The sequence below is a fragment of the Cryobacterium sp. TMT3-29-2 genome (genome assembly GCF_004564305.1).
Classification (GTDB): Bacteria; Actinomycetota; Actinomycetes; order Actinomycetales; family Microbacteriaceae; genus Cryobacterium; species Cryobacterium sinapicolor.
The window spans coordinates 1-17,963 of sequence record NZ_SOGK01000123.1 but is presented as its reverse complement, the minus strand read 5'-3'; the positions used below and the strand labels follow the sequence as shown (position 1 = coordinate 17,963).

Genomic DNA, 17,963 nt, shown 5'->3' with positions numbered 1-17,963 from the left:
AGGGCCTCCTGGAAATCGAGTGAGTGTGGTTACCCACTTCGATACCGGAGGTCCTCGCCCATTTAACTCAAGCCACGCCGTTCACAACCTCCTTGGGAGTTACAGCTAGTCCGTCAACCGGTTAGAGTTTCTCTAATTTGAAACACGGGGGCATCCAGACGCTTGCGCGCTGGGTGCCCCCGTCCCGCTCCGGTGGTCTAGCCAATCGCACGCCCAATCGCACAGCCCAATCGTTAGGCAGGAATGACCACTGTGACCACGCGGTCCCCGTCGCCTCGCGCGACGGGTCGCACGAAACGTCCGGCATCCGAAAGCGGGATCGGCCGCTACATCCTGATCCGCTTCCTGCTGATCTTCCCCACCATCTTCATCCTCGTCTCCATGGTCTTCTGGCTGATGCGCACGACCGGAGACCCGATCACGGCCGCACTCGGCGGGCGCCTCGGACCTGAGCAGCTGGCCGAGCGCATCCAGGCGGCCGGTTACGACCGGCCCATCTTCGTGCAGTACGTCGAGTATCTGGGCCAGGTCTTCACCGGCAACTTCGGCACGACCATCAGCACCAACCGCCCGGTCACCGAGATCCTGCTCACCTACGGGGTGGCCACGTTCGAGCTCGTCTGCTACGCCCTGCTCGTGGCATTCATCGTCGGGATCCCGCTGGGCATGGTCGCCGCCTACTGGCGGGACAAGCCCGCTGACGCCTTCCTGCGCGTCTTCGCAATCCTCTGCTACGCCACCCCGGTGTTCTTCTCGGGGCTGCTGTTCAAGCTCGTCTTCGCCGTGTACCTCGACGTGCTGCCCGTGTCCGGGCGGGCGTCGACCGGCTCCGAGCTGCAGATGCAGCTGTTACCGAACAAGACGGGCCTCTACACGATCGACGCCATCATGACCGGAGACCCAGGCGTGCTCGCAGACGTGCTCGAGCATGCCGTGCTTCCCGCGCTGACGCTTGGGCTGCTCACCGCGGGGATCTTCCTCCGCCTCGTGCGCACCAACGTGATCGGAACCCTCGGCACCGACTACGTCGATGCGGCCCGCTCGCGCGGGGTGAGCGAATTCCGCCTCGTGCGGAAGCACGCCTACCGGCCGGCCCTGATCCCGATCATCACCGTCATCGGCCTCCAGATCGCGCTGCTGCTCGGCGGCGCGGTTCTGACCGAAACCACCTTCGAATGGAAGGGGCTGGGATTCATCCTCTCCGAGTTCCTCAGGGCCCGGGACTTCGTGGCCGTGCAGGGGATCGTCGCCCTGCTCGCCGTGATCGTGGCCCTGTCCAACTTCGTCGTGGACATCATCGCCGCACTGATCGACCCGAGAGTGAGGTACTGACATGAGCGACGCCACCGGCAGTCCCGCCGCGCAGAAACGCAGCGCCTGGTCCCGCCTCCCCATCGTGCACCAGCTCCGGCAGAGCATCGGACTTCAGCGCGGGATGCTGATCGCCGGCCTGACCATCACCACTCTGTTCGTGCTGACCGCCATTTTCGCGCCCGTGCTGGCGCCGTACGGCTTCAGCCAGCTGCGCGGCGCCGACGGCGCCTTCGGGGCCCAGCAGCCGCCCGGCGGCGCGCATCCGCTCGGCACCACCGTCGGCGGTTACGACGTGCTCTCCCGGGTGCTCTGGGGTGCCCAGACCGCCCTGTTCGTGATCGTCGTGGCCGTGCTGCTGTCGATTTTCGCCGGGGTGTTCCTCGGCCTGGTGTCGGGCTACTTCGGCGGCTGGCTCGACCGCATCTCGGTGGTCGTTTCCGACGCCGTCTACGCGTTCCCATCACTGCTTCTGGCCATCGTGATATCGATCGTCATCTCCGGCGGCAAGTCCAACCTGATCGGCGGCGTGCTCGCGGCGGCGATCTCGATCACCGTGGTCTTCATCCCGCAGTACTTCCGGGTGATCCGAGCCGAGACGGTGCGGATCAAGGCCGAGGCCTACGTGGAATCCGCCCGCGTGCTGGGCGCCGGCAGCGGCCGGATCATGTTCCGGCACGTGTTCCGTAACGCCACCCGCACCCTGCCGCTGATCCTGACCCTGAACTCGTCGGAGGCCATCCTGACCCTCGCGGGCCTCGGCTACCTCGGGTTCGGCATTGAACCGACGGCCGCCGCCGAGTGGGGCTATGACCTCAACAAGGCCCTCTCGGACGTGACCAGCGGCATTTGGTGGACGTCACTGTTTCCCGGCCTCGCCATCGTGCTGGTGGTGCTCGGCATCACCCTGGTCGGCGAAAGCCTGAACGACCTCGCCGATCCCCGGCTGCGCGGTCGCCGCGCCGTCGGCCAGACGGCCGGCGTCGTCGCGCAGACCTCGGTCGTTCCCGGCGGCACCCTGGTCGCCGGTCCCGGCGGGCTCGGCGGGCGCGAAGGCGCCGCAACCCATCCCACCGACGGACTCGAGGACCGACCATGACCGACGTGCTCACCATCACCGACCTCGGCATCTCCTTCGCGACGGATGCCGGGGCCGTCCGGGCCGTCGACGGTGTGACCCTGCGGGTCGCACCGGGCGAGGTGCTCGCCATTGTCGGCGAGAGCGGCAGCGGAAAGACCGTCACCGCCAAGACCATCCTGGGGCTACTACCGGAGACGGCGACCGCCTCGGGCGCCGTCATTCTCAGCAGCAAGGACGGTTCGAGCGAGAGCAACGTCATCGCGCTCAGCACCGCGCGGTTGCGGCAGGTGCGCGGCACCGACGTGGCCATGGTGTTCCAGGAGCCGTCCATGGCGTTGAACCCGGTCTACACCGTGGGCTGGCAGATCATGGAGGGCATCCGCGCGCATGGCCGGTTCAGCCGCAAGGAAGCACGGGCCAAGGCGATCGAGATCCTCGGGCGGGTCGGCATTCCCGACCCGGAGACCCGCGTCGACTATTATCCGCACCAGTTCTCCGGCGGTCAGAAGCAGAGGGTGGTGATCGCCATGGCCCTGGTGCTCGACCCCGGCCTGATTGTCGCCGACGAGCCGACAACGGCGCTCGACGTGACCGTGCAGGCGGAGATCCTGGACCTGCTGCGACGCTGCCGTGACGAATTCGGCACGGCGATCGTGCTGATCACCCACAACATGGGCGTCGTCGCCGACCTCGCCGACCGGGTCGCGGTGATGTACCAGGGCAAGGTCGTCGAAGAGGCGGATGCCCAGACGCTCTTCAGCTCGCCGCAGAACGACTACACCAAGAGGCTTCTCGCCGCCGTGCCGCACGTGGGCCAGGGGGTCGTGCACGCCGCCGAGCGCGCCCGGGCGCGCACGGACGACTGGGAAGAGCAGGCCCCGGTCGTGGTCGCCGACCAGCTCCGGATCGAATACCCCGGCAGGCTCGGCCGGTCCGGTTTCACCGCCGTCGACGGGGTGAGCTTCCTGATCCGGCCCGGCGAGGTCCTCGGTCTGGTGGGGGAGAGCGGCTCGGGCAAGACCACGATCGGGCGGGCCATCGCCGGCCTGACCCGGGTGACCGGCGGATCCCTGACCGTGATGGGTCACGAGATGAACGGGTTCAAGGAGCGTGCGTTCAAGAAGTTCCGCAGTGACATCGGTTTCGTATTCCAAGACCCGGCGTCGAGTTTCAACCCCCTGCTCACCATCGCCGACTGCGTGGCCGAACCGCTGGTGGTGCACGGGCGGGCGAAGAACGCCGCCGATGCCCGGACACGGGTCAACGAGCTCCTCGAGGCCGTGCAGCTGCCGCGCGCCTACGCCGACCGCTACCCGCACGAACTGAGCGGTGGCCAGCGTCAGCGCGCCAGTCTGGCACGGGCGCTCGCCCTGGAACCGCCGCTGCTGATCGCCGACGAGCCCACCAGCGCCCTCGACGTCTCGGTGCAGGCGCGGGTGCTGGAGCTGTTCGCCGAGCTCCAGCGGGAGTTCGGATTCGCGTCCTTGTTCATCAGCCACGACCTGGCCGTCGTCGACCTCGTCGCGGACCGGATCGCGGTGCTGTACCGCGGCAAACTGGTCGAGGAGGGCACGAGTGTCGCGGTGCTCGGCGCGCCAAAGGATCCCTACACTCAGCGGCTCCTCGCCTCATTGCCTGTGCCTGACCCGGCCGAGCAGGCCCTGCGCAGGGAGGGACTGCGGCGGCTGCGTGAGGCAGGATAGACACATGATCCGCGGCGCCGAACCGACCAGTCCGACCAGTCCGACCAGTCCGGTCTCCACCAGTGACCTCACGGTCGAGTATCCGGCCCACGGCGCCAGTGGTGCCTTCCTGGCCGTGCGCGGCCTCACCCTCCAGATCAGGACCGGCGAGGTGCTCGGACTGCTCGGGCAGAGCGGTTCGGGCAAGAGCACGCTGGCTCGGGTGCTCTCGGGTGCCGCGTTCGGCTCCGGCGGCGGGGGCTCCGGCGACGTGCGACCAGAAATCACCGGGGGAGAGGCGACGGTGCTCGGGTACCGGCTCCGCGGCATCCGTCGGCGCAAGCTGACCCGGCTGACCTTCGAGGTCGGGCACCTGCCTCAGGATGCCTCCGACACCTTGCCCTCGACCCTGACGGTCGCGGAGATCGTTGCCGAGCCAGTGCTCGACCGGGACCGGCGCTACAACAGGCAGGACCTCGACGATCAGGTGGCGACCATGATCGACGCGGTGCGCCTGCCGCTGTCGGTGCTCACCAAGTTCCCCTACGAGCTCAGCAACGGGCAGCGCCAGCGGGTGGCGCTGGCCCGGGCCCTCGTGTTCGGGCCTGCGCTCCTGATCGCGGACGAGCCGACGGCCGGCGTCGACGCCACCGTGCGGGACGCCGTGGTCGATCTGATTGCGGAGCTTCAGCGCGAGCGGGCCTTCTCGGCGCTGGTGATCAGCTCCGACCTCAGCGTGCTCCGACGGGTCGCGGATCGGATCGCCGTGCTGCACCAGGGAGTGCTGGTGGGGCTGGGCACCATCGATGAGGTGTTCGACGACCCGTGGCATCCGTATGTCGCCGGCCTGGCCGCGGCCCTGATACGGGATACGCCGGGCGACGAGAACGGCGACGAGAACGACGACGAGAACGACGACGAAAGTGAATTCGAGGACGATGTCATCGAAAATTGAATCCGTTCAACACCAGGCCGTGCTCGCCGACGATGTCACCCCGCTGTCGGCGGACCGGCTTCCGGTTCCCGGCCCGATCACCATCCTGCCGCGGCCGGAGCCGGCCTTCGCCCAGGCCGTCGAGGCCGCCGGGGGCACCGTGGCGGAGCTCACCCGGGAAACGCGGGGACTGATCTGGCTCGACTACGGCCGCGCCGACGAGCTGCGCGCCACCCTCGACGCCCATCCCGGGATCGGCTGGGTGCAGCTTCCCTGGGCCGGGGTGGACGCCTTCAGTGGTGTGCTGGCGGGCATGGACCGCGCAGACCTGCTCTGGACCAGCGCGAAGGGCGCGTACGCGCAGCCCGTCGCCGAACACGCCCTCACGCTCACCCTGGCGTTGCTGCGCGTGTTGCCGAAGCGCGCGCGCTCCACACGCTGGAGCACCCTGCCCGAGGGGCGCTCGCTCTACGGTCTCAACGTGACCGTGATCGGCGCCGGCGGGATCGCCCGCGAGCTGATCCGCCTGCTCGCGCCCTTCGGCACCCACATCACCGTCGTGCGCCGCAGCAGCGAGCCGGTGTCCGGGGCCGAGCACACGGTGGCGACGGATGCCCTCCCAGGAGTCCTCCCGACCAGCGACGTCGTCGTGGTGGCGGCAGCCCTCACGGACGGCACCCGCCATCTGATCGGCCGGGCCGAATTCGAGCTGATGCGGCCCGAGGCCGTGCTCGTCAACATCGCCCGGGGCCCGCTCGTCGACACGGACGCCCTCGTGGCGGCGCTGGCCGCGGCGTCCATCGCCGGTGCGGCCCTTGACGTGACCGATCCGGAACCGCTGCCGCAGGGGCATCCGCTTTGGGTCGAACCGCGGTGCCTGATCACGCCTCATTCGGCCGACACGCCCGAGATGACCGCGCCGCTCCTGGCTGAGCGGATTCGCCTGAATGTGGGTGCCTTCCTTGAAGACGGGCGGTTCGTCGGGGTCGTCGACCCACGAATCGGCTACTGATCGACCCCGTGGATTTGGCAGATCGCCAACTTTTGATAAAGTAGTAGGGCTGCTCAAGCAGTATTCCTCGATAGCTCAATTGGCAGAGCAGCGCACTGTTAATGCGCAGGTTCTTGGTTCGAGTCCAAGTCGGGGAGCGAAAGGCCACCAAGGGCTCCACCCCTGGTGGCCTTTTTTGTATCCCGTTCGTTTCCGTGCGGCGTGGAGTGAGAAAAGGCGGCATCCGTGGAGTCCTGGCTCACTCTGAGCACAATTCTGGCCGTGCTCGTCGTCGTGTTGCTGGCCCTGTGGCTGGTCACCCTGTTCCGGGCCCGGCGTGTGGTGTTCGATCGCAACGCGGCCGAACGGATGCGCATCGACCTGCAACTGTCCCTCGCCGAACAAGAGGGCCGCCTCGGCATCATCCGGGAGCTTCAGGACGTGGCCGTGCTGTCCGTCGCCCGGCTGATCACCCGCGCCGAGGGTGCCCGCTACACGGCCGAGAGCGACCCGTCCAGCGCCGTCCGCGTGGCGACGGCACTGGTCGAGGACGGTCGGGTGGCCCTGGCCGACATGCGCCGTGTCCTCACGATCGTGCGCGAGGGCGAATCCGTCGGTTCGGCGCAACCGGACCTGCAGTCGGCGCGGGACCTGTTCCGGGTCATGCAGGGCGCGGGCGTCTCCGTGGCCTTCACCGAGTCCGGCGAACGGTTCCCGCTCAAGCCGGGCGCCGAACTGGCCGTCTTCCGGATCCTGCAGGGCGCGCTGGCCAACACTCTCACTCACGGCGGCCGAGGCACGGAGGCCCGGGTCACGTTCACGTGGACTCAGGACGGGCTGCAGCTGGTGGTCGCCGACGACGGCATCCGTGCTGCGGCTCGCCGGGACAGCGCCGACGCCGCCGACTTCCAATCTCGCACGAAATACACCATCGACGATGATCTCAAGGCCCTCAGTGCTAACGTCTCCGGGGCAGGAATCACCCGCATGCGCGAGCGCACCGAGATGTTCGGTGGCATCTTCAACGCGGGGACCGTGCCCGGTGTGGGGTTCACGGTCACGGCCGTCTTCCCGTCGCTGCGCTTCCATAACGGGATCCACGGCGTGGACCTCACCCGCGGCTGACCCGGATCCGGGCCTGCGGGTCCTGCCGGTTCAGCCGGTCCTGCCGGTTCAGTCTTCGAGGTTGTCGACGCCGGGTATCCAACTGAGGCCGGGCACGCCCCAGCCGCGCTTGCGGGTCACCTTGGTGGCGATCTTGGCGTAGAAGTGCTCGAGGCGATCGACGTACAGCGTGCCGTCGAGATGATCGTATTCGTGCTGGAAGATGCGTGCCAGCCAATCGTCGGCTCGAATTTCGAAGGGCTTCTGTTCGAGGTCCACCGCGCGAAGGATTGCTGAGGGGGAGCGCAGCAGCGGAAAGCGTTCGCCCGGGTAGGACAGACAGCCCTCGACGTCCTCATCCTCGTCGGCCTCGCCCGCGGGAACCGGGGTGATCCAGAGTTCGGGATTGATGGCCACGCCCCGCCAGAGGTGGTCGTCGTCGTCGAGGAAGCTGTAGGTGAAGAGTCTGAGCGGCACACCCACCTGCGGGGCCGCCAGACCGACGCCGGGCGCGGCATCCATCGTCTCGAACATGTCCTGCACGAGTTCATGCAGATCGTTCCCGAAATCGGTGACGGGGAGGGCGGGGGAGTGGAGAACGGAATCTCCTGAAATAACTATCGAGCGAACGGCCATTCAGCAAGGATAACGGCCTGATTCTCTATAGGCTGGCTTGAGTGAACCCCGACTTGACCGACCTGGCTGCGGAAATCGCCATCGATCCCCGTCAGGCCATCGGGATTCCGCTCGCTCTGGTCGGTGCGGTCTTCCTGTCGCTCGGGGCGCAATTTCAGCACAGCGGCGTGACCAAAGTCGAGGCCAAAACGGCTGAGGTTACCGGCGGGCTCAACCCGCGCCAGCTGATGCTGCTGCTCGGCCGGCCGTCGTGGGTCTTCGGCACGGTCATGCTCGGACTGGCGATCGTGTTCCAGCTCTCCAGCCTGGCTTTCGCGCCCATCATCATGGTTCAACCGCTCGGCGCCGTCGCCCTGGTGATCACGTCGATCCTGAACTCCCGCATCACCCGGGTCCCCGTCAACCGCGCGTCGAAGATCGCGATCGCGATGTGCGTCGGCGGAGTGGCGCTCTTCGTCACGGTGGCCGCATTCACCGCGGTGGACAAACCGGTCACCGACGGTAACCTGATCACGATCCTGATCGTTCTCGGTGTCGTGTTGTCGGTCTTCGGCGTCGCTTTCTTCAAGCTCCGCACTCGGTTCAAGGCGATGTTCTACATCGTTGGCGCCGGGGTGCTCTACGGGTTCGTCGCCACGTTGGCCAAGGTCGTCATCAACCGCACCCAGAACGGCAACTTCGAGTGGCTGACTCTGACCTGCGTCATCGGGCTGCTGCTGGCGGCGGGCCTTGGTGCCTACTTCGTGCAGAACGCATACGCGTCTGGCCCACCGGACTTGGTCATCGCCGGGCTCACCGTAATCGATCCGCTGATTGCCGTCGGCATCGGTATCGTCGTTTTGGGCGAGATCGAGCAGGCCCCGCCGTGGGCGGCTGTCGCCTTCCTTGTCGCGGGTGTCATCGCGATCGTGGGGGTCTTCCTGTTGGCCCGGTACCACCCTCTCGCCGACGACTGAAGCAGCAAAGGGAGCTCCGTTCGGTGTTTGTATGGGCGCGCCGCCCCTGTATGGCGGTTGCAGCGCCGGTTTAGAATAGGGTTCTAGAAGACCACGTCAGCGTGCGCGTCGTCGAAAACCTGAATTCTCGCCGGATGACGAACTCCGGCCCACATACGTTGGGACAGTGTCTTTTGTCAGATTTGACCGATTTGCCGAGCGAGTCGACTCGCAGCGAGCCGGTGTTGAAGAAGCCGCTGCGCATCCTGATTGCGGCAGACACCTTCGCGCCCGACGTGAATGGCGCTGCCCGGTTTGCCGAGCGTCTTGCTGCGGGGATGGTGGCCCGCGGGCACGAGGTGCACATCATGGCTCCGTCCGCATCTCGTAAGCACGGCACCTGGACCGAGGTGCACGAAGGCCAGCCGATGGTCGTGCACCGCCTGCAGAGCTGGCGCTGGTACCCCCATGACTGGTTGCGCTACGCCCTGCCGTGGTTCATCCCGCGGGAAACCCGGCGCATCCTCGACACGGTGAAGCCGGATGTCGTGCACTTCCAATCCCACATCAACGTGGGCCGCGCCGTCACGATCGAGGCGGCGAAGCGGGGCATCCGCATCATCGGCACGAACCACTTCATGCCGGAGAACATGCTGGAATTCACTTTGGTTCCCAAGGGCCTGCACGATCGCCTCATCAAGGCGGCCTGGCGTGCAGCGAGGCGCACCTACGGTCGGGCGGAAGCGGTCACCACGCCCACCCTCCGAGCCGCGGAGTTCCTGGAGCGCTACACCGGGCTCGAGGGTGTGCTGGCGATCTCGTGCGGCCTCAACGCCCAGAACTACTCGCCGAGCTTCGCTCCCCGCACCGAGAACCGCATCCTCTTCGTCGGCCGTGTGACCGGCGAGAAACAGATCGACGTGCTGCTGCAGGCCGTGGCCCTGCTGTCGCCCGACCTCGATGTGAAGGTGGAGATCGTCGGGGGCGGCGACCAGAAGCGCAATCTGGAAAGTCTTTCGCAGACACTCGGCCTCACGCGCCGGGTCACTTTCGCCGGTTATGTGACGGATGCTGAACTGGCGGCCGCTTACACCCGCTCGACCGTGTTCGCTATGCCGTCGATTGCGGAGCTGCAGAGCATCGCAACCATGGAGGCGATGGCATCCGGCCTGCCGATCGTGGCCGCAAACGCCATGGCACTCCCGCACCTCGTGCACGACGGGCAGAACGGCTATCTGTTCGAGCCCGGCAACGCACAGGACCTCGCCGACAAGCTCACGACAGTCCTGACGGCCGCACCCGACGATCTGAACGCGCTCAAGAATGAGTCCCTGCGGCTGATCGGTGTGCACGACATCAACCGCACCCTGAACACCTTCGAGTGCCTGTACCGCGGCGAGCCGGTCATCGACGCGGTTACGTCCGACGCGGGAACCCGCGGCGCAGAGTAGCCGGGCACGGTCGCCATTCGAGTGCCTGTATCGTGGGAGCCGGTGATCCATCCGATCACCGCAGAATCAGTCGCACTCTCGTCGGAGGAGTCGCGTCGATTGGGGCGGTAGCTCAGCTGGTTAGAGCAGCGGACTCATAATCCGTCGGTCCTGGGTTCAAGTCCCAGCCGCCCTACTGTGAATTAGATCTGATCGGGGTTTCTTGTCTGTACCGAAAGGGCAAGACTTGATGCACTATCCGTTTATTCACCGTTTATTCGAAAATTTTCACCTTCTACAGTGGCTTGTGAAGAAGGTGCACGACCCGGTTCGAATCGTCTGGAGTGACCTCGAACACCTACGGGTTATGGACACTGAAAGACTCACGGGGCTCGGTCTCGAGCCTGTATTGACGACAAGCGAGCTCGCCGAATATCTCGGCCTTCAGGTGCAGGCCATGTATGACCTCCGTACCGACGGACGCGGCCCCTCCGGCATTCGAGTCGGCCGGGAGATTCGCTACCGCGCCTCCGATGTCCTGCGGTGGCTGGACGGGCTCCATGAGCCCGAGTCAGCCCTCAGTCGTCGTGGAGTTGAGCACTGATGGCTGGACGACCCCGACTGCCGATCAGTACGTTCGGCGCAATCACGACGACACAGGTCAGTCTTGGAGTCTTCCGTGCGGTGACCCGCTTCCGCGACTGGGACGGTCAGACGCGGAAGGTGACAGCGACCAGCTCGAGCCGTAACGCCGCACAGGCAGCCCTCAAAGCGGACCTGGCGGCTCGGTTGCATGCCGGGGACGTCGGCGACTCACTCCATGCTGGCTCACCATTCCCCCTCCTCGCTGCCGCCTGGATGGAGGACGTGATGAACGATGTCGACCGTTCCCAAGGCACAAAGGACACCTACCAGCGTCAACTGCGTTTGCTTGTGCTGCCCTATTTCGAGAACTTCACGGTTCGCGAGGTGACCGTCGGGCGCATCGAGCTCTTCTTGAAGAAGCAGCGCGAGACGTCGTATACGCGAGCAAAGCACTCTCGTACGATCCTCGGGATGATCCTGGCATTCGCGGTGCGGCGGGGGATCATTCCGCGAAATCCCATCAAGGAGGCCTCACGCATGAAGAAGCCCTCTCACACCCCGAAGGCACTCACGACGGAGCAGATAGCCGCTATCCGCCTCGCGGCACGCGAATGGCGCACGGGGGAGGGCCGGATGGGGCCGCGGTCCGACGGGCAGGTTCGAGACATCATCGAGGTGATGCTCGGTACCGCTACTCGCATCGGCGAGGCGCTTGCCCTTCGGCAGTGCGACGTCGACATGGACGCCGATCCGCCACGGGTGAACATCAGCGGCACGCTTGTGGTGCATAACGGCGCCGGCGTGCACCGCCAAGCACATCCCAAAACACACGAGTCGAACAGGGTCATTGCTGTGCCACAGTTCGTGGCCGACGTGATTCGCCAGCGGTTGGCGCTTCTCGACCCGGAAGACTCCGAGCACCTGCTCTTCTTCTCGCGGGTCGGTACACCGCTCGCACCGTATAACGTGAGGCGCTCGTTCCGGGGGATACTCTTGAACGCTGGCCTCGAGGGCCTGGAAATCACGCCCCACTCCTTTCGGCGCACGGGGGCGACGCTGCTTGCCAAGGAACTCGGCATTCAGGCCGCAGCCGACATGCTCGGTCACACTTCGACTTCGACGACCAAGGCACACTATGCCGAGCCCGACCGCACGGTGAAGTCCGGCCCGGCGGATGTCCTGCAACAGCTGGCGCCACCCGTGAAGTGAGGGACGGCGCCATCCGGCTCATCGATACTCTGGCGAGAACATCGGGGAGATTGAGACCCACACGATCCTGATCGAGCTCAAAGGCGAGGCCCCTGGCATCATCGACGGTGCCGTTATGCACCATAGGCGTGCTACTGATGTTCTTCCGCGGCGGATCGGCGTCCATGTCGACGTCGTATTGCCGAACGCTCTGTGCGCTCTGTCACATCGTGGAACCGGTGAGTCATCTAGCATGGCCACATGGGCGAGATGCAGGCTGGGCAAGGTGGAGTTTTCAACTCAAACCTCTGGCGTCGGGTGAGCGTATCCATGGTCGTCCTCGGGACCGTGGCTGCCGTCATCGGACTCGTGCTCCTTCTCGTGCCGAGTGACCAAGCGAGCTTCGGCTGGTTCGCCTACGCGCCGCTCAGCAACACGACTTTCTCTCCAATAGGCCTACAACTCTCACCACGGAGTCAGATCGGGATCGCGCTGTTCATTGTCGGGCTGGCAGTGCTCTCATTCGGTGCAGGCTCGATGCTCGGGCAACGTCAAGCTGCAAGCCAGCGACGATTGCTCGATCCGGGCAGTTCAGGCAACTGAAGGGTCCCACTGCTTCGCCCGCGAGTCCAACCCTCACCGGGACCACCACGGAACAACTCGCTGCAATCGCATCAGCTCGTAAGCGCTGTTAGGCCACGGATCGCGGGCTTGTGGAATCAGTGCACGAGCGTCAGTACCGCGTCACTGAAAGCCGCAGGGTCTTCCTGCGGCGGGTTGTGCCCAACCCCGGGCAGCAGGACACGCTGGAAGGAGCCTGAGAAGTAGGACGCATGCTCAGACGAGTCGAACCAGCCGAACCCGTCTGCTCCGCCGTCAACTGAGACAGTAGGCACGGAGATGGTTGGACGCTGGGCGAGACGACCCTCGAGGTCGTCATAGCGCGGATCTCCAACGGCCAGCCCGAAGCGATGCCGGTACGAATGGACAGCAATGTCGACGAAATCCGAGTTGTGCAGGCTGGATGCCGACGCCGCGAACGCAGTCTCTGCCTCGACCCACTCCGGAGACCAGTCGCGCCACAGCAAACGACACAGGTCCTCGCGGTCCCGCTCAAGACCGCGCCGACCCCGCTCTGAGTGGAAGTAGTACTGATACCACGCCAGCTTCTCATCGAGCGGAGCGGCCGGTTCGACAGACCCACCGATGTCCTGGATGGGATATCCAGAGACCGTGACCAACCCGTCGATCCGCTCGGGGAAAAGCGCCGCGGCCACACATGCGGCGCGTCCACCCCAGTCATACCCCGCAACGATCGCTCGCTCAACGCCAAGCGCGTCCATGAGGTCGATCAGGTCCTGACCGAGCGCTGCTTGTTGTCCGGATCGCAGCGTCTGGTCGGAGAGGAACTTCGTCGGGCCGTATCCGCGCAGATAGGGCGCAACGACCCGGATACCCGCCTTCGCCAGCCGAGGGGCCACATCGTCGTAGGAACGTACATCGTAGGGAAACCCATGCAGGAGCACGACGGTCTGACCGCCCGGCTCACCGAGCACCTCATATCCAACGCGAAGCAGAGGCGTATCGACGAACTCGACTTCACTGATCGGCATTCCGGCGCCCTTCGCTAGACAGACTCGGTCTTCTTCATCAACCACTGCATTTAGGTTATGCCCCGCGCGCTCGGCAGACGACCATGCACCTGAAGCGACGAGCACCGCTACCCGACGCGCCCGCGGTCCACTCGTGCGACGGTCTCAGACGCGATGGGCTTGGGAATCAATCAAGACGGGGCAGGCGCACAGTCCGTGCCATCGCCGGCCTTCGGATAGACGCACGGATACCCGACCGTAATGAGCGGGCTTCGAAGTTGCGTCTGGCTGCGCGCAAGGGGGACGTTGAAAGGGCGCTTCTGAGCATGCTCCTGCGTGACTTCCCGAGAAGTACGACATTGATCGAACCCTCAACTCGGAGGAGCTTTGGCACGACTGGCTGATCCTCAATTCATCGCATTGTGGAGCAATGCATTTGTATTGTATTTAGATTCGATCGAATCGAAGAGCAATACAAACATTGAAAGGAGCTGTTCGTGGACTTATCTGCCCCACTCGCCTCGTTCATGAATGGCCTCGACGCTGTGGCCCTGCGCGTCGTTGCCAGGGCCGGCTCAGAGCTCACTGGTCGACAGATCGCCCGTCTGGCGGGGACTGGAACACCGGCCAACGTCCGATTGTCCCTTCTCCGGCTCGCCGACATCGGTCTGGTCATTTCGGTCCCAGCGCCCCATGCGACTATGTATTCTGCCAACCGGTCGCACATCCTCTGGCCGGCTGTTGAGATCGCGATGAACGCACGCCAGGAGCTGAACAGGCGCGTAACAGCATTCGCAGATGCGAGCGCACCGGAGGGCGTCACGGTTGCCCTCTACGGATCCGTGGCACGAGGTGACTCCACCAAGACGAGCGACGTCGACCTGCTCGTCGTCTTTCCTGACGAGGCGGCACTCGATGTCCGGGACGAATTCGTAACCGGGCTCCGGGACAACGTGCAACTGTGGACCGGTAATGATGCCCAGATCTATGACCTAACCGAATCGGCCCTGGCCAAGCAGGAGGAAGACGGAGACCCGATCGTCGATAGCTGGGCGTCGGAGGGGATCGTTGTCTTCGGAAACAGCGCCCTGGGAATGAGAAAGGCGCCGTGAACGCGCGGATCAAACAGATGACGGCGGGGGAGGTGCGAATCCGTGCCGAACATGCCCGCGATTCTCTCCTCACTGCTCAAGCTCGATTCGAGCCTGGGGGACCGATGGCGTCGAACAATACGACTGGGCTGAATGCTGTCAACGCCGGCATCGCCGCGGCCGATTCTATTTGCGGATCAAAGCTCGGATACCGGTCCAGCGGTCAGGATCACAAATAGGCTATCGGCCTCCTAACCCAAGCGCTCCCTGCAAAGAGAACCGCAGCGCGGGACTTGGGTCGACTCTTGGAAGCTAAGCCCCTCACTTTCTGCGGGGCGAGCCACATCACAGAGGCAAGGGCGAGCGAGCAAGTCGGCTGGTCGACGAGATGGAAGCCGCCCTCGCCTCCTGACCACGGGCACCCGCCGAGGATCTTTGAAGGATCGGCTGGCTTCTGAGCGTTCAGACCGGGGTCAGCGCCCGGTATCGAACCTTCTGCGGGCAGTCTTCTCTGCCGTGTGGGCGGTTGGGACCAGGGCCAATGTGGTGGCTACCTTCGGCGCAGGTTGTTCAGTGTTCGGTCGCCGAGTATCCAGCTCACCGCGATGAAGACTGTCAGAACTCCTATCCCAGCGGCCACCAGAAGGGCGGCCTGGCCGACGAAACCTGATGACGTATCGGTGTAGGCAACCAGTAACAGGCCAGCAGCGGAACTGACTATGGCTGCACCAAGCAGTCGAGTGTATCCGAGCGCGAGGGGCCGCTGACCGGAGGGGACGTGACCGCGGTTTCGGAGTTCGCCGTAGCGACAGGTGCGCGGTCAGCCAGCCGGCGAAGTTAGCGATGGAGATTCCTGCGGCGATTCCGATCACGGTGAGTTCAGGTGGAAAGAGGAGCGCTGCTGCTGCGGCGCCGGCGGCGGAGAGTCCGGCGATGACGAGTTGGGTGGTGAGAGGGCCGCGGGCATCCTGCAACGCGAAGGATGTTCGGTTGAGCACGTAGGCCTGGCTGAACCCGACAAGGCCAATCGCTAGCACCTGGAGTACGTGCCCAATGATTGGCTTGCCAAAGAGCACCTCGGTGATCAGTGGGCCCAGCGCCACGAAAGCTGCACTGGTGGCGATCGCGACGTAAGCGACTGGTTTGCTGGCCAATGTGGAGAGTGCATCGATCTCGGGGAGGTTATTTCGTGCGGCGGATCCGCTCATCCGTGTGTAGAGGGCTGTTGTCAACGACACGGTCACGATCCTTTGCGGCAAGAGCATCAGCAAGTACGCCATCGAGAGGGAGTTCAGGCTGGGGCCGTCGACGCCCAACTCGTTGAGGGTCTTCCCGGCGTAACTGGCGACGTTCGACGTGACCAAGTACGCGGCCTGGCCCGCGATGACTCCGAGAAGAGCCCAACCCGCCAGCGTCGACATATGCCCGAGACCACCAAAGCCCCGGCGAAACCGGATCCGAAACCCGATTCTCCGCAGCGGGATGAGGAGCAGCAGAGCTTGGATGGCGATGGCCACGGTGGCCGAGCCACTGAGCACGGAGATCATCAGGGGACTCCACGAGTCCACCGTGCCCAGCCCGGTCGGCAGCAGAAAAAAGAAGACCAGGATTCCACTGATCCCCAGCAGGTTGGAGACTGGGAGGGCCCACGCGGGGGCGCCGAACACACCGCGCGCGTTCAGGACCTGGGACAGGACGGCGAATGCGATCAAGAAGAAGATCTGCGGCAAGCACCAGTACGCCATCGACGTTGCCAGTCCTCGCCACTGCGCCGACCAGGTTGTTGCGTAGATCCAGACGATTCCCGGAGCGCACAGGGTGAGGATGACTGTGGCCACGGCCCCGCCCACTGGAACGATCGTCAGGATCCGGTCCGCGTTTTCCTGGCCAGCCGGGCCGTCGTGGAGGTTCCGAACGATCTGCGGGACAAGCACCGCGCCCAGGACGCCGCCAGCGATCAGAGCGAAGAGGTAAGTGGGTGCTGAGTTCGCGATTTCAAACGCTTGCCCACCGACCGCCTCGCTCGTGCCGCCGATCGCAGCTACGAGCAGAATTGCCTTGAGGAAACCGAGCGCCCGGGAGACGAGCGTGGCCGCCATCATCGACCCAATCGAGCCGCGCGTACTCATCGGCCAAGCTCCGGACTAGCCCCACAAGGTCGGCAAGCCCATAAGAAATCCCCCATTCGCTAACATTCCCACAGCGGCCGAGTAACCAGCATTAACCCAGTCGTGAATCTGACGTCGCGGACCCCAACCCTTTGCGGATCGCGGGAACGATTGCGTCGTCGGCAGGAGCGAGACCTGCGAGACTCACCGCATGTCAACTCAGACGAGTACTCAGAAACGACGCGCTGTGTCTCCGGTGCTCATCGGATTCGTGGGGATGGTCATCGTTCCGTTCTGTATCGTGCTCGCGACCAACTCCTGGGGTGCTCCAGACGCAGCGGACTTCGTACGGATGGCGTTTGGTACCGTAATCGCCGCCACCGTGGCGACGGTGGCGGCTTGGTGGCTGGCCCTCGACCGGATGAAAACGGGTCGGAGTGACCGTTACTGGTTCTGGGGAGTGGCTGGTATCTTCACCGTCTCCGCAGTCGGCAGCATCGCCGGCGCAGCCGAGACACTGCTGACGCGATTGATTAATCTGTAGGTCGCCGATCCGCGGCCGGGCAATTAGCCTCCATCGGGAACAGAATGCGGGCCGCTACTCTGAGGCGATGAGTACAGACGACACGGTCTTGGTTCGCGCAGTTCAAGCATCAGAATTCGCCGAGTGGGCTGGGCTGTGTCGGGAATATCGAGATTTTTACGCACTTTCCCCCGATGAAAGAATTGTTGAACGTGTGTGGACTTGGATCAATGACGGCGCGCATGAAGTGAATGCCTTCGTTGCCAGTTCCGGGGATCGCCTCGTGGGACTCGCGCACTATCGGCGATTTGCCCGCCCCTCCACTGGCAGCGTGGGAATCTTCCTCGACGATCTGTTCACGTCCCCGAACACTCGCGGTTCCGGCGCCGGCGGGCGCTACTCAGCGAACTCTCCTCATTGGCCGACGGTGAAGGCAGCTCAGTCGTCCGCTGGATCACGGCGGAGGACAACACTCGTGCCCGGCACCTTTATGACTCGACCGCCACTTCGACGAAATGGGTGACATACGATCTGAAGCCGGGATCGCTCTGAACGCCTGATAGCCGAACGATCTGCGCGATGGACTGCCCGAGGCGAGTCGTCTAGCGAGTCGGTCAGGGGCGAAGTTCCCCAGGTTCCGGCGTTGCCACTGTGTCTCGACCAGGTCACGTCCCGCTGAGTGGTGGAGTTTCTCAACACCGTGCGGGTCAGCTGTTTTAGTTTAGGCGGCGGCGAGTTCGGGGAGGATCACCGCCTCGTCGATGACCTCGAT

At 64.7% G+C, this 17,963-nt stretch carries 16 protein-coding genes and 2 tRNA genes; 15 read left to right on the top strand and 3 right to left on the bottom strand.

The window, feature by feature from the left end; translation table 11 throughout:
• Positions 1–243 precede the first annotated feature (243 nt).
• From E3O67_RS14255 to E3O67_RS14225, 7 genes are all read left to right on the top strand, one after another.
• Complete coding sequence (locus E3O67_RS14255; RefSeq protein WP_135102985.1) at positions 244–1,332, top strand: ABC transporter permease; 1,089 nt, start codon at positions 244–246, stop codon at positions 1,330–1,332.
• A gap of 1 nt (position 1,333) precedes the next feature.
• Entirely contained in the window at positions 1,334–2,410 is a 1,077-nt protein-coding gene (locus E3O67_RS14250; protein ID WP_134432194.1) for an ABC transporter permease, read from the top strand.
• A complete protein-coding gene (locus E3O67_RS14245) occupies positions 2,407–4,095 on the top strand; it encodes an ABC transporter ATP-binding protein (RefSeq protein ID WP_134432192.1) in 1,689 nt (562 codons plus the stop codon). Before E3O67_RS14250 ends, E3O67_RS14245 begins: the two co-directional genes overlap by 4 nt.
• Before the next feature lie 4 nt (positions 4,096–4,099).
• Positions 4,100–5,029, top strand: a complete 930-nt coding sequence (locus E3O67_RS14240) for an ATP-binding cassette domain-containing protein (protein WP_134432190.1) — start codon at positions 4,100–4,102, stop codon at positions 5,027–5,029.
• Positions 5,013–6,020 (top strand): NAD(P)-dependent oxidoreductase, encoded by a 1,008-nt coding sequence (locus E3O67_RS14235; RefSeq protein ID WP_134432187.1) that lies wholly within the window; start codon positions 5,013–5,015, stop codon positions 6,018–6,020. Before E3O67_RS14240 ends, E3O67_RS14235 begins: the two co-directional genes overlap by 17 nt.
• Positions 6,021–6,084: 64 nt before the next feature.
• Positions 6,085–6,157 (top strand) — tRNA-Asn (locus E3O67_RS14230).
• An 88-nt stretch (positions 6,158–6,245) separates the two neighbouring features.
• On the top strand, positions 6,246–7,124 hold the full coding sequence (locus E3O67_RS14225; protein ID WP_134432184.1) for a sensor histidine kinase: 879 nt from the start codon (positions 6,246–6,248) through the stop codon (positions 7,122–7,124).
• A 48-nt stretch (positions 7,125–7,172) separates the two neighbouring features.
• Here the strand turns inward: E3O67_RS14225 and def are convergent, their stop codons facing one another.
• Positions 7,173–7,739, bottom strand: coding sequence for a peptide deformylase (def, locus tag E3O67_RS14220; RefSeq protein WP_134432181.1), 567 nt, complete (start codon positions 7,737–7,739; stop codon positions 7,173–7,175).
• Positions 7,740–7,780: 41 nt separating this feature from the next.
• Here def and E3O67_RS14215 point away from each other — a divergent pair, with 41 nt between their 5' ends.
• The 6 genes from E3O67_RS14215 (at position 7,781) to E3O67_RS14190 (ending at position 12,480) form a co-directional block, all read left to right on the top strand.
• Positions 7,781–8,695, top strand: coding sequence for a DMT family transporter (locus E3O67_RS14215; RefSeq protein WP_134432178.1), 915 nt, complete (start codon positions 7,781–7,783; stop codon positions 8,693–8,695).
• A 191-nt stretch (positions 8,696–8,886) separates the two neighbouring features.
• Entirely contained in the window at positions 8,887–10,125 is a 1,239-nt protein-coding gene (locus E3O67_RS14210) for a glycosyltransferase (protein ID WP_241979355.1), read from the top strand.
• 101 nt (positions 10,126–10,226) lie between these two features.
• Positions 10,227–10,300 (top strand) — tRNA-Ile (locus tag E3O67_RS14205).
• A gap of 111 nt (positions 10,301–10,411) precedes the next feature.
• A complete protein-coding gene (locus E3O67_RS14200; protein WP_241979344.1) occupies positions 10,412–10,708 on the top strand; it encodes an AlpA family transcriptional regulator in 297 nt (98 codons plus the stop codon).
• Between the two features lie 266 nt (positions 10,709–10,974).
• Positions 10,975–11,898 (top strand): site-specific integrase, encoded by a 924-nt coding sequence (locus tag E3O67_RS14195; protein ID WP_167726664.1) that lies wholly within the window; start codon positions 10,975–10,977, stop codon positions 11,896–11,898.
• Positions 11,899–12,138: 240 nt separating this feature from the next.
• Positions 12,139–12,480, top strand: coding sequence for a hypothetical protein (locus tag E3O67_RS14190; protein ID WP_134428529.1), 342 nt, complete (start codon positions 12,139–12,141; stop codon positions 12,478–12,480).
• A 116-nt stretch (positions 12,481–12,596) separates the two neighbouring features.
• On the opposite strand, the gene E3O67_RS14185 is transcribed toward E3O67_RS14190, so the two are convergent.
• Positions 12,597–13,535, bottom strand: coding sequence for an alpha/beta fold hydrolase (locus E3O67_RS14185; protein WP_198417154.1), 939 nt, complete (start codon positions 13,533–13,535; stop codon positions 12,597–12,599).
• A 431-nt stretch (positions 13,536–13,966) separates the two neighbouring features.
• Here E3O67_RS14185 and E3O67_RS14180 point away from each other — a divergent pair, with 431 nt between their 5' ends.
• Entirely contained in the window at positions 13,967–14,581 is a 615-nt protein-coding gene (locus tag E3O67_RS14180; protein WP_134428531.1) for a nucleotidyltransferase domain-containing protein, read from the top strand.
• A 452-nt stretch (positions 14,582–15,033) separates the two neighbouring features.
• Here E3O67_RS14180 and murJ read toward each other — a convergent pair whose 3' ends face one another.
• Positions 15,034–16,689: a murein biosynthesis integral membrane protein MurJ gene (gene murJ / locus E3O67_RS14175; RefSeq protein WP_135102983.1), complete on the bottom strand. Its 1,656-nt coding sequence runs from the start codon at positions 16,687–16,689 to the stop codon at positions 15,034–15,036.
• Between the two features lie 190 nt (positions 16,690–16,879).
• On the opposite strand from murJ, the gene E3O67_RS14170 reads away from it, so the two are divergent.
• Entirely contained in the window at positions 16,880–17,212 is a 333-nt protein-coding gene (locus E3O67_RS14170) for a hypothetical protein (RefSeq protein WP_135102982.1), read from the top strand.
• Positions 17,213–17,963 lie beyond the last annotated feature (751 nt).

Excerpts from the sequence above, each read along its gene's own strand:
- E3O67_RS14255 (WP_135102985.1), top strand. The coding sequence starts at position 244 with ATGACCACTGTGACCACGCGGTCCCCGTCGCCTCGCGCGACGGGTCGC.
- E3O67_RS14250 (WP_134432194.1), top strand. The coding sequence starts at position 1,334 with ATGAGCGACGCCACCGGCAGTCCCGCCGCGCAGAAACGCAGCGCCTGG.
- E3O67_RS14245 (WP_134432192.1), top strand. The coding sequence starts at position 2,407 with ATGACCGACGTGCTCACCATCACCGACCTCGGCATCTCCTTCGCGACG.
- E3O67_RS14240 (WP_134432190.1), top strand. The coding sequence starts at position 4,100 with ATGATCCGCGGCGCCGAACCGACCAGTCCGACCAGTCCGACCAGTCCG.
- E3O67_RS14235 (WP_134432187.1), top strand. The coding sequence starts at position 5,013 with ATGTCATCGAAAATTGAATCCGTTCAACACCAGGCCGTGCTCGCCGAC.
- def (WP_134432181.1), bottom strand. The coding sequence starts at position 7,739 with ATGGCCGTTCGCTCGATAGTTATTTCAGGAGATTCCGTTCTCCACTCC.
- E3O67_RS14195 (WP_167726664.1), top strand. The coding sequence starts at position 10,975 with ATGAACGATGTCGACCGTTCCCAAGGCACAAAGGACACCTACCAGCGT.
- E3O67_RS14190 (WP_134428529.1), top strand. The coding sequence starts at position 12,139 with ATGGGCGAGATGCAGGCTGGGCAAGGTGGAGTTTTCAACTCAAACCTC.
- murJ (WP_135102983.1), bottom strand. The coding sequence starts at position 16,689 with ATGAGTACGCGCGGCTCGATTGGGTCGATGATGGCGGCCACGCTCGTC.
- E3O67_RS14170 (WP_135102982.1), top strand. The coding sequence starts at position 16,880 with ATGTCAACTCAGACGAGTACTCAGAAACGACGCGCTGTGTCTCCGGTG.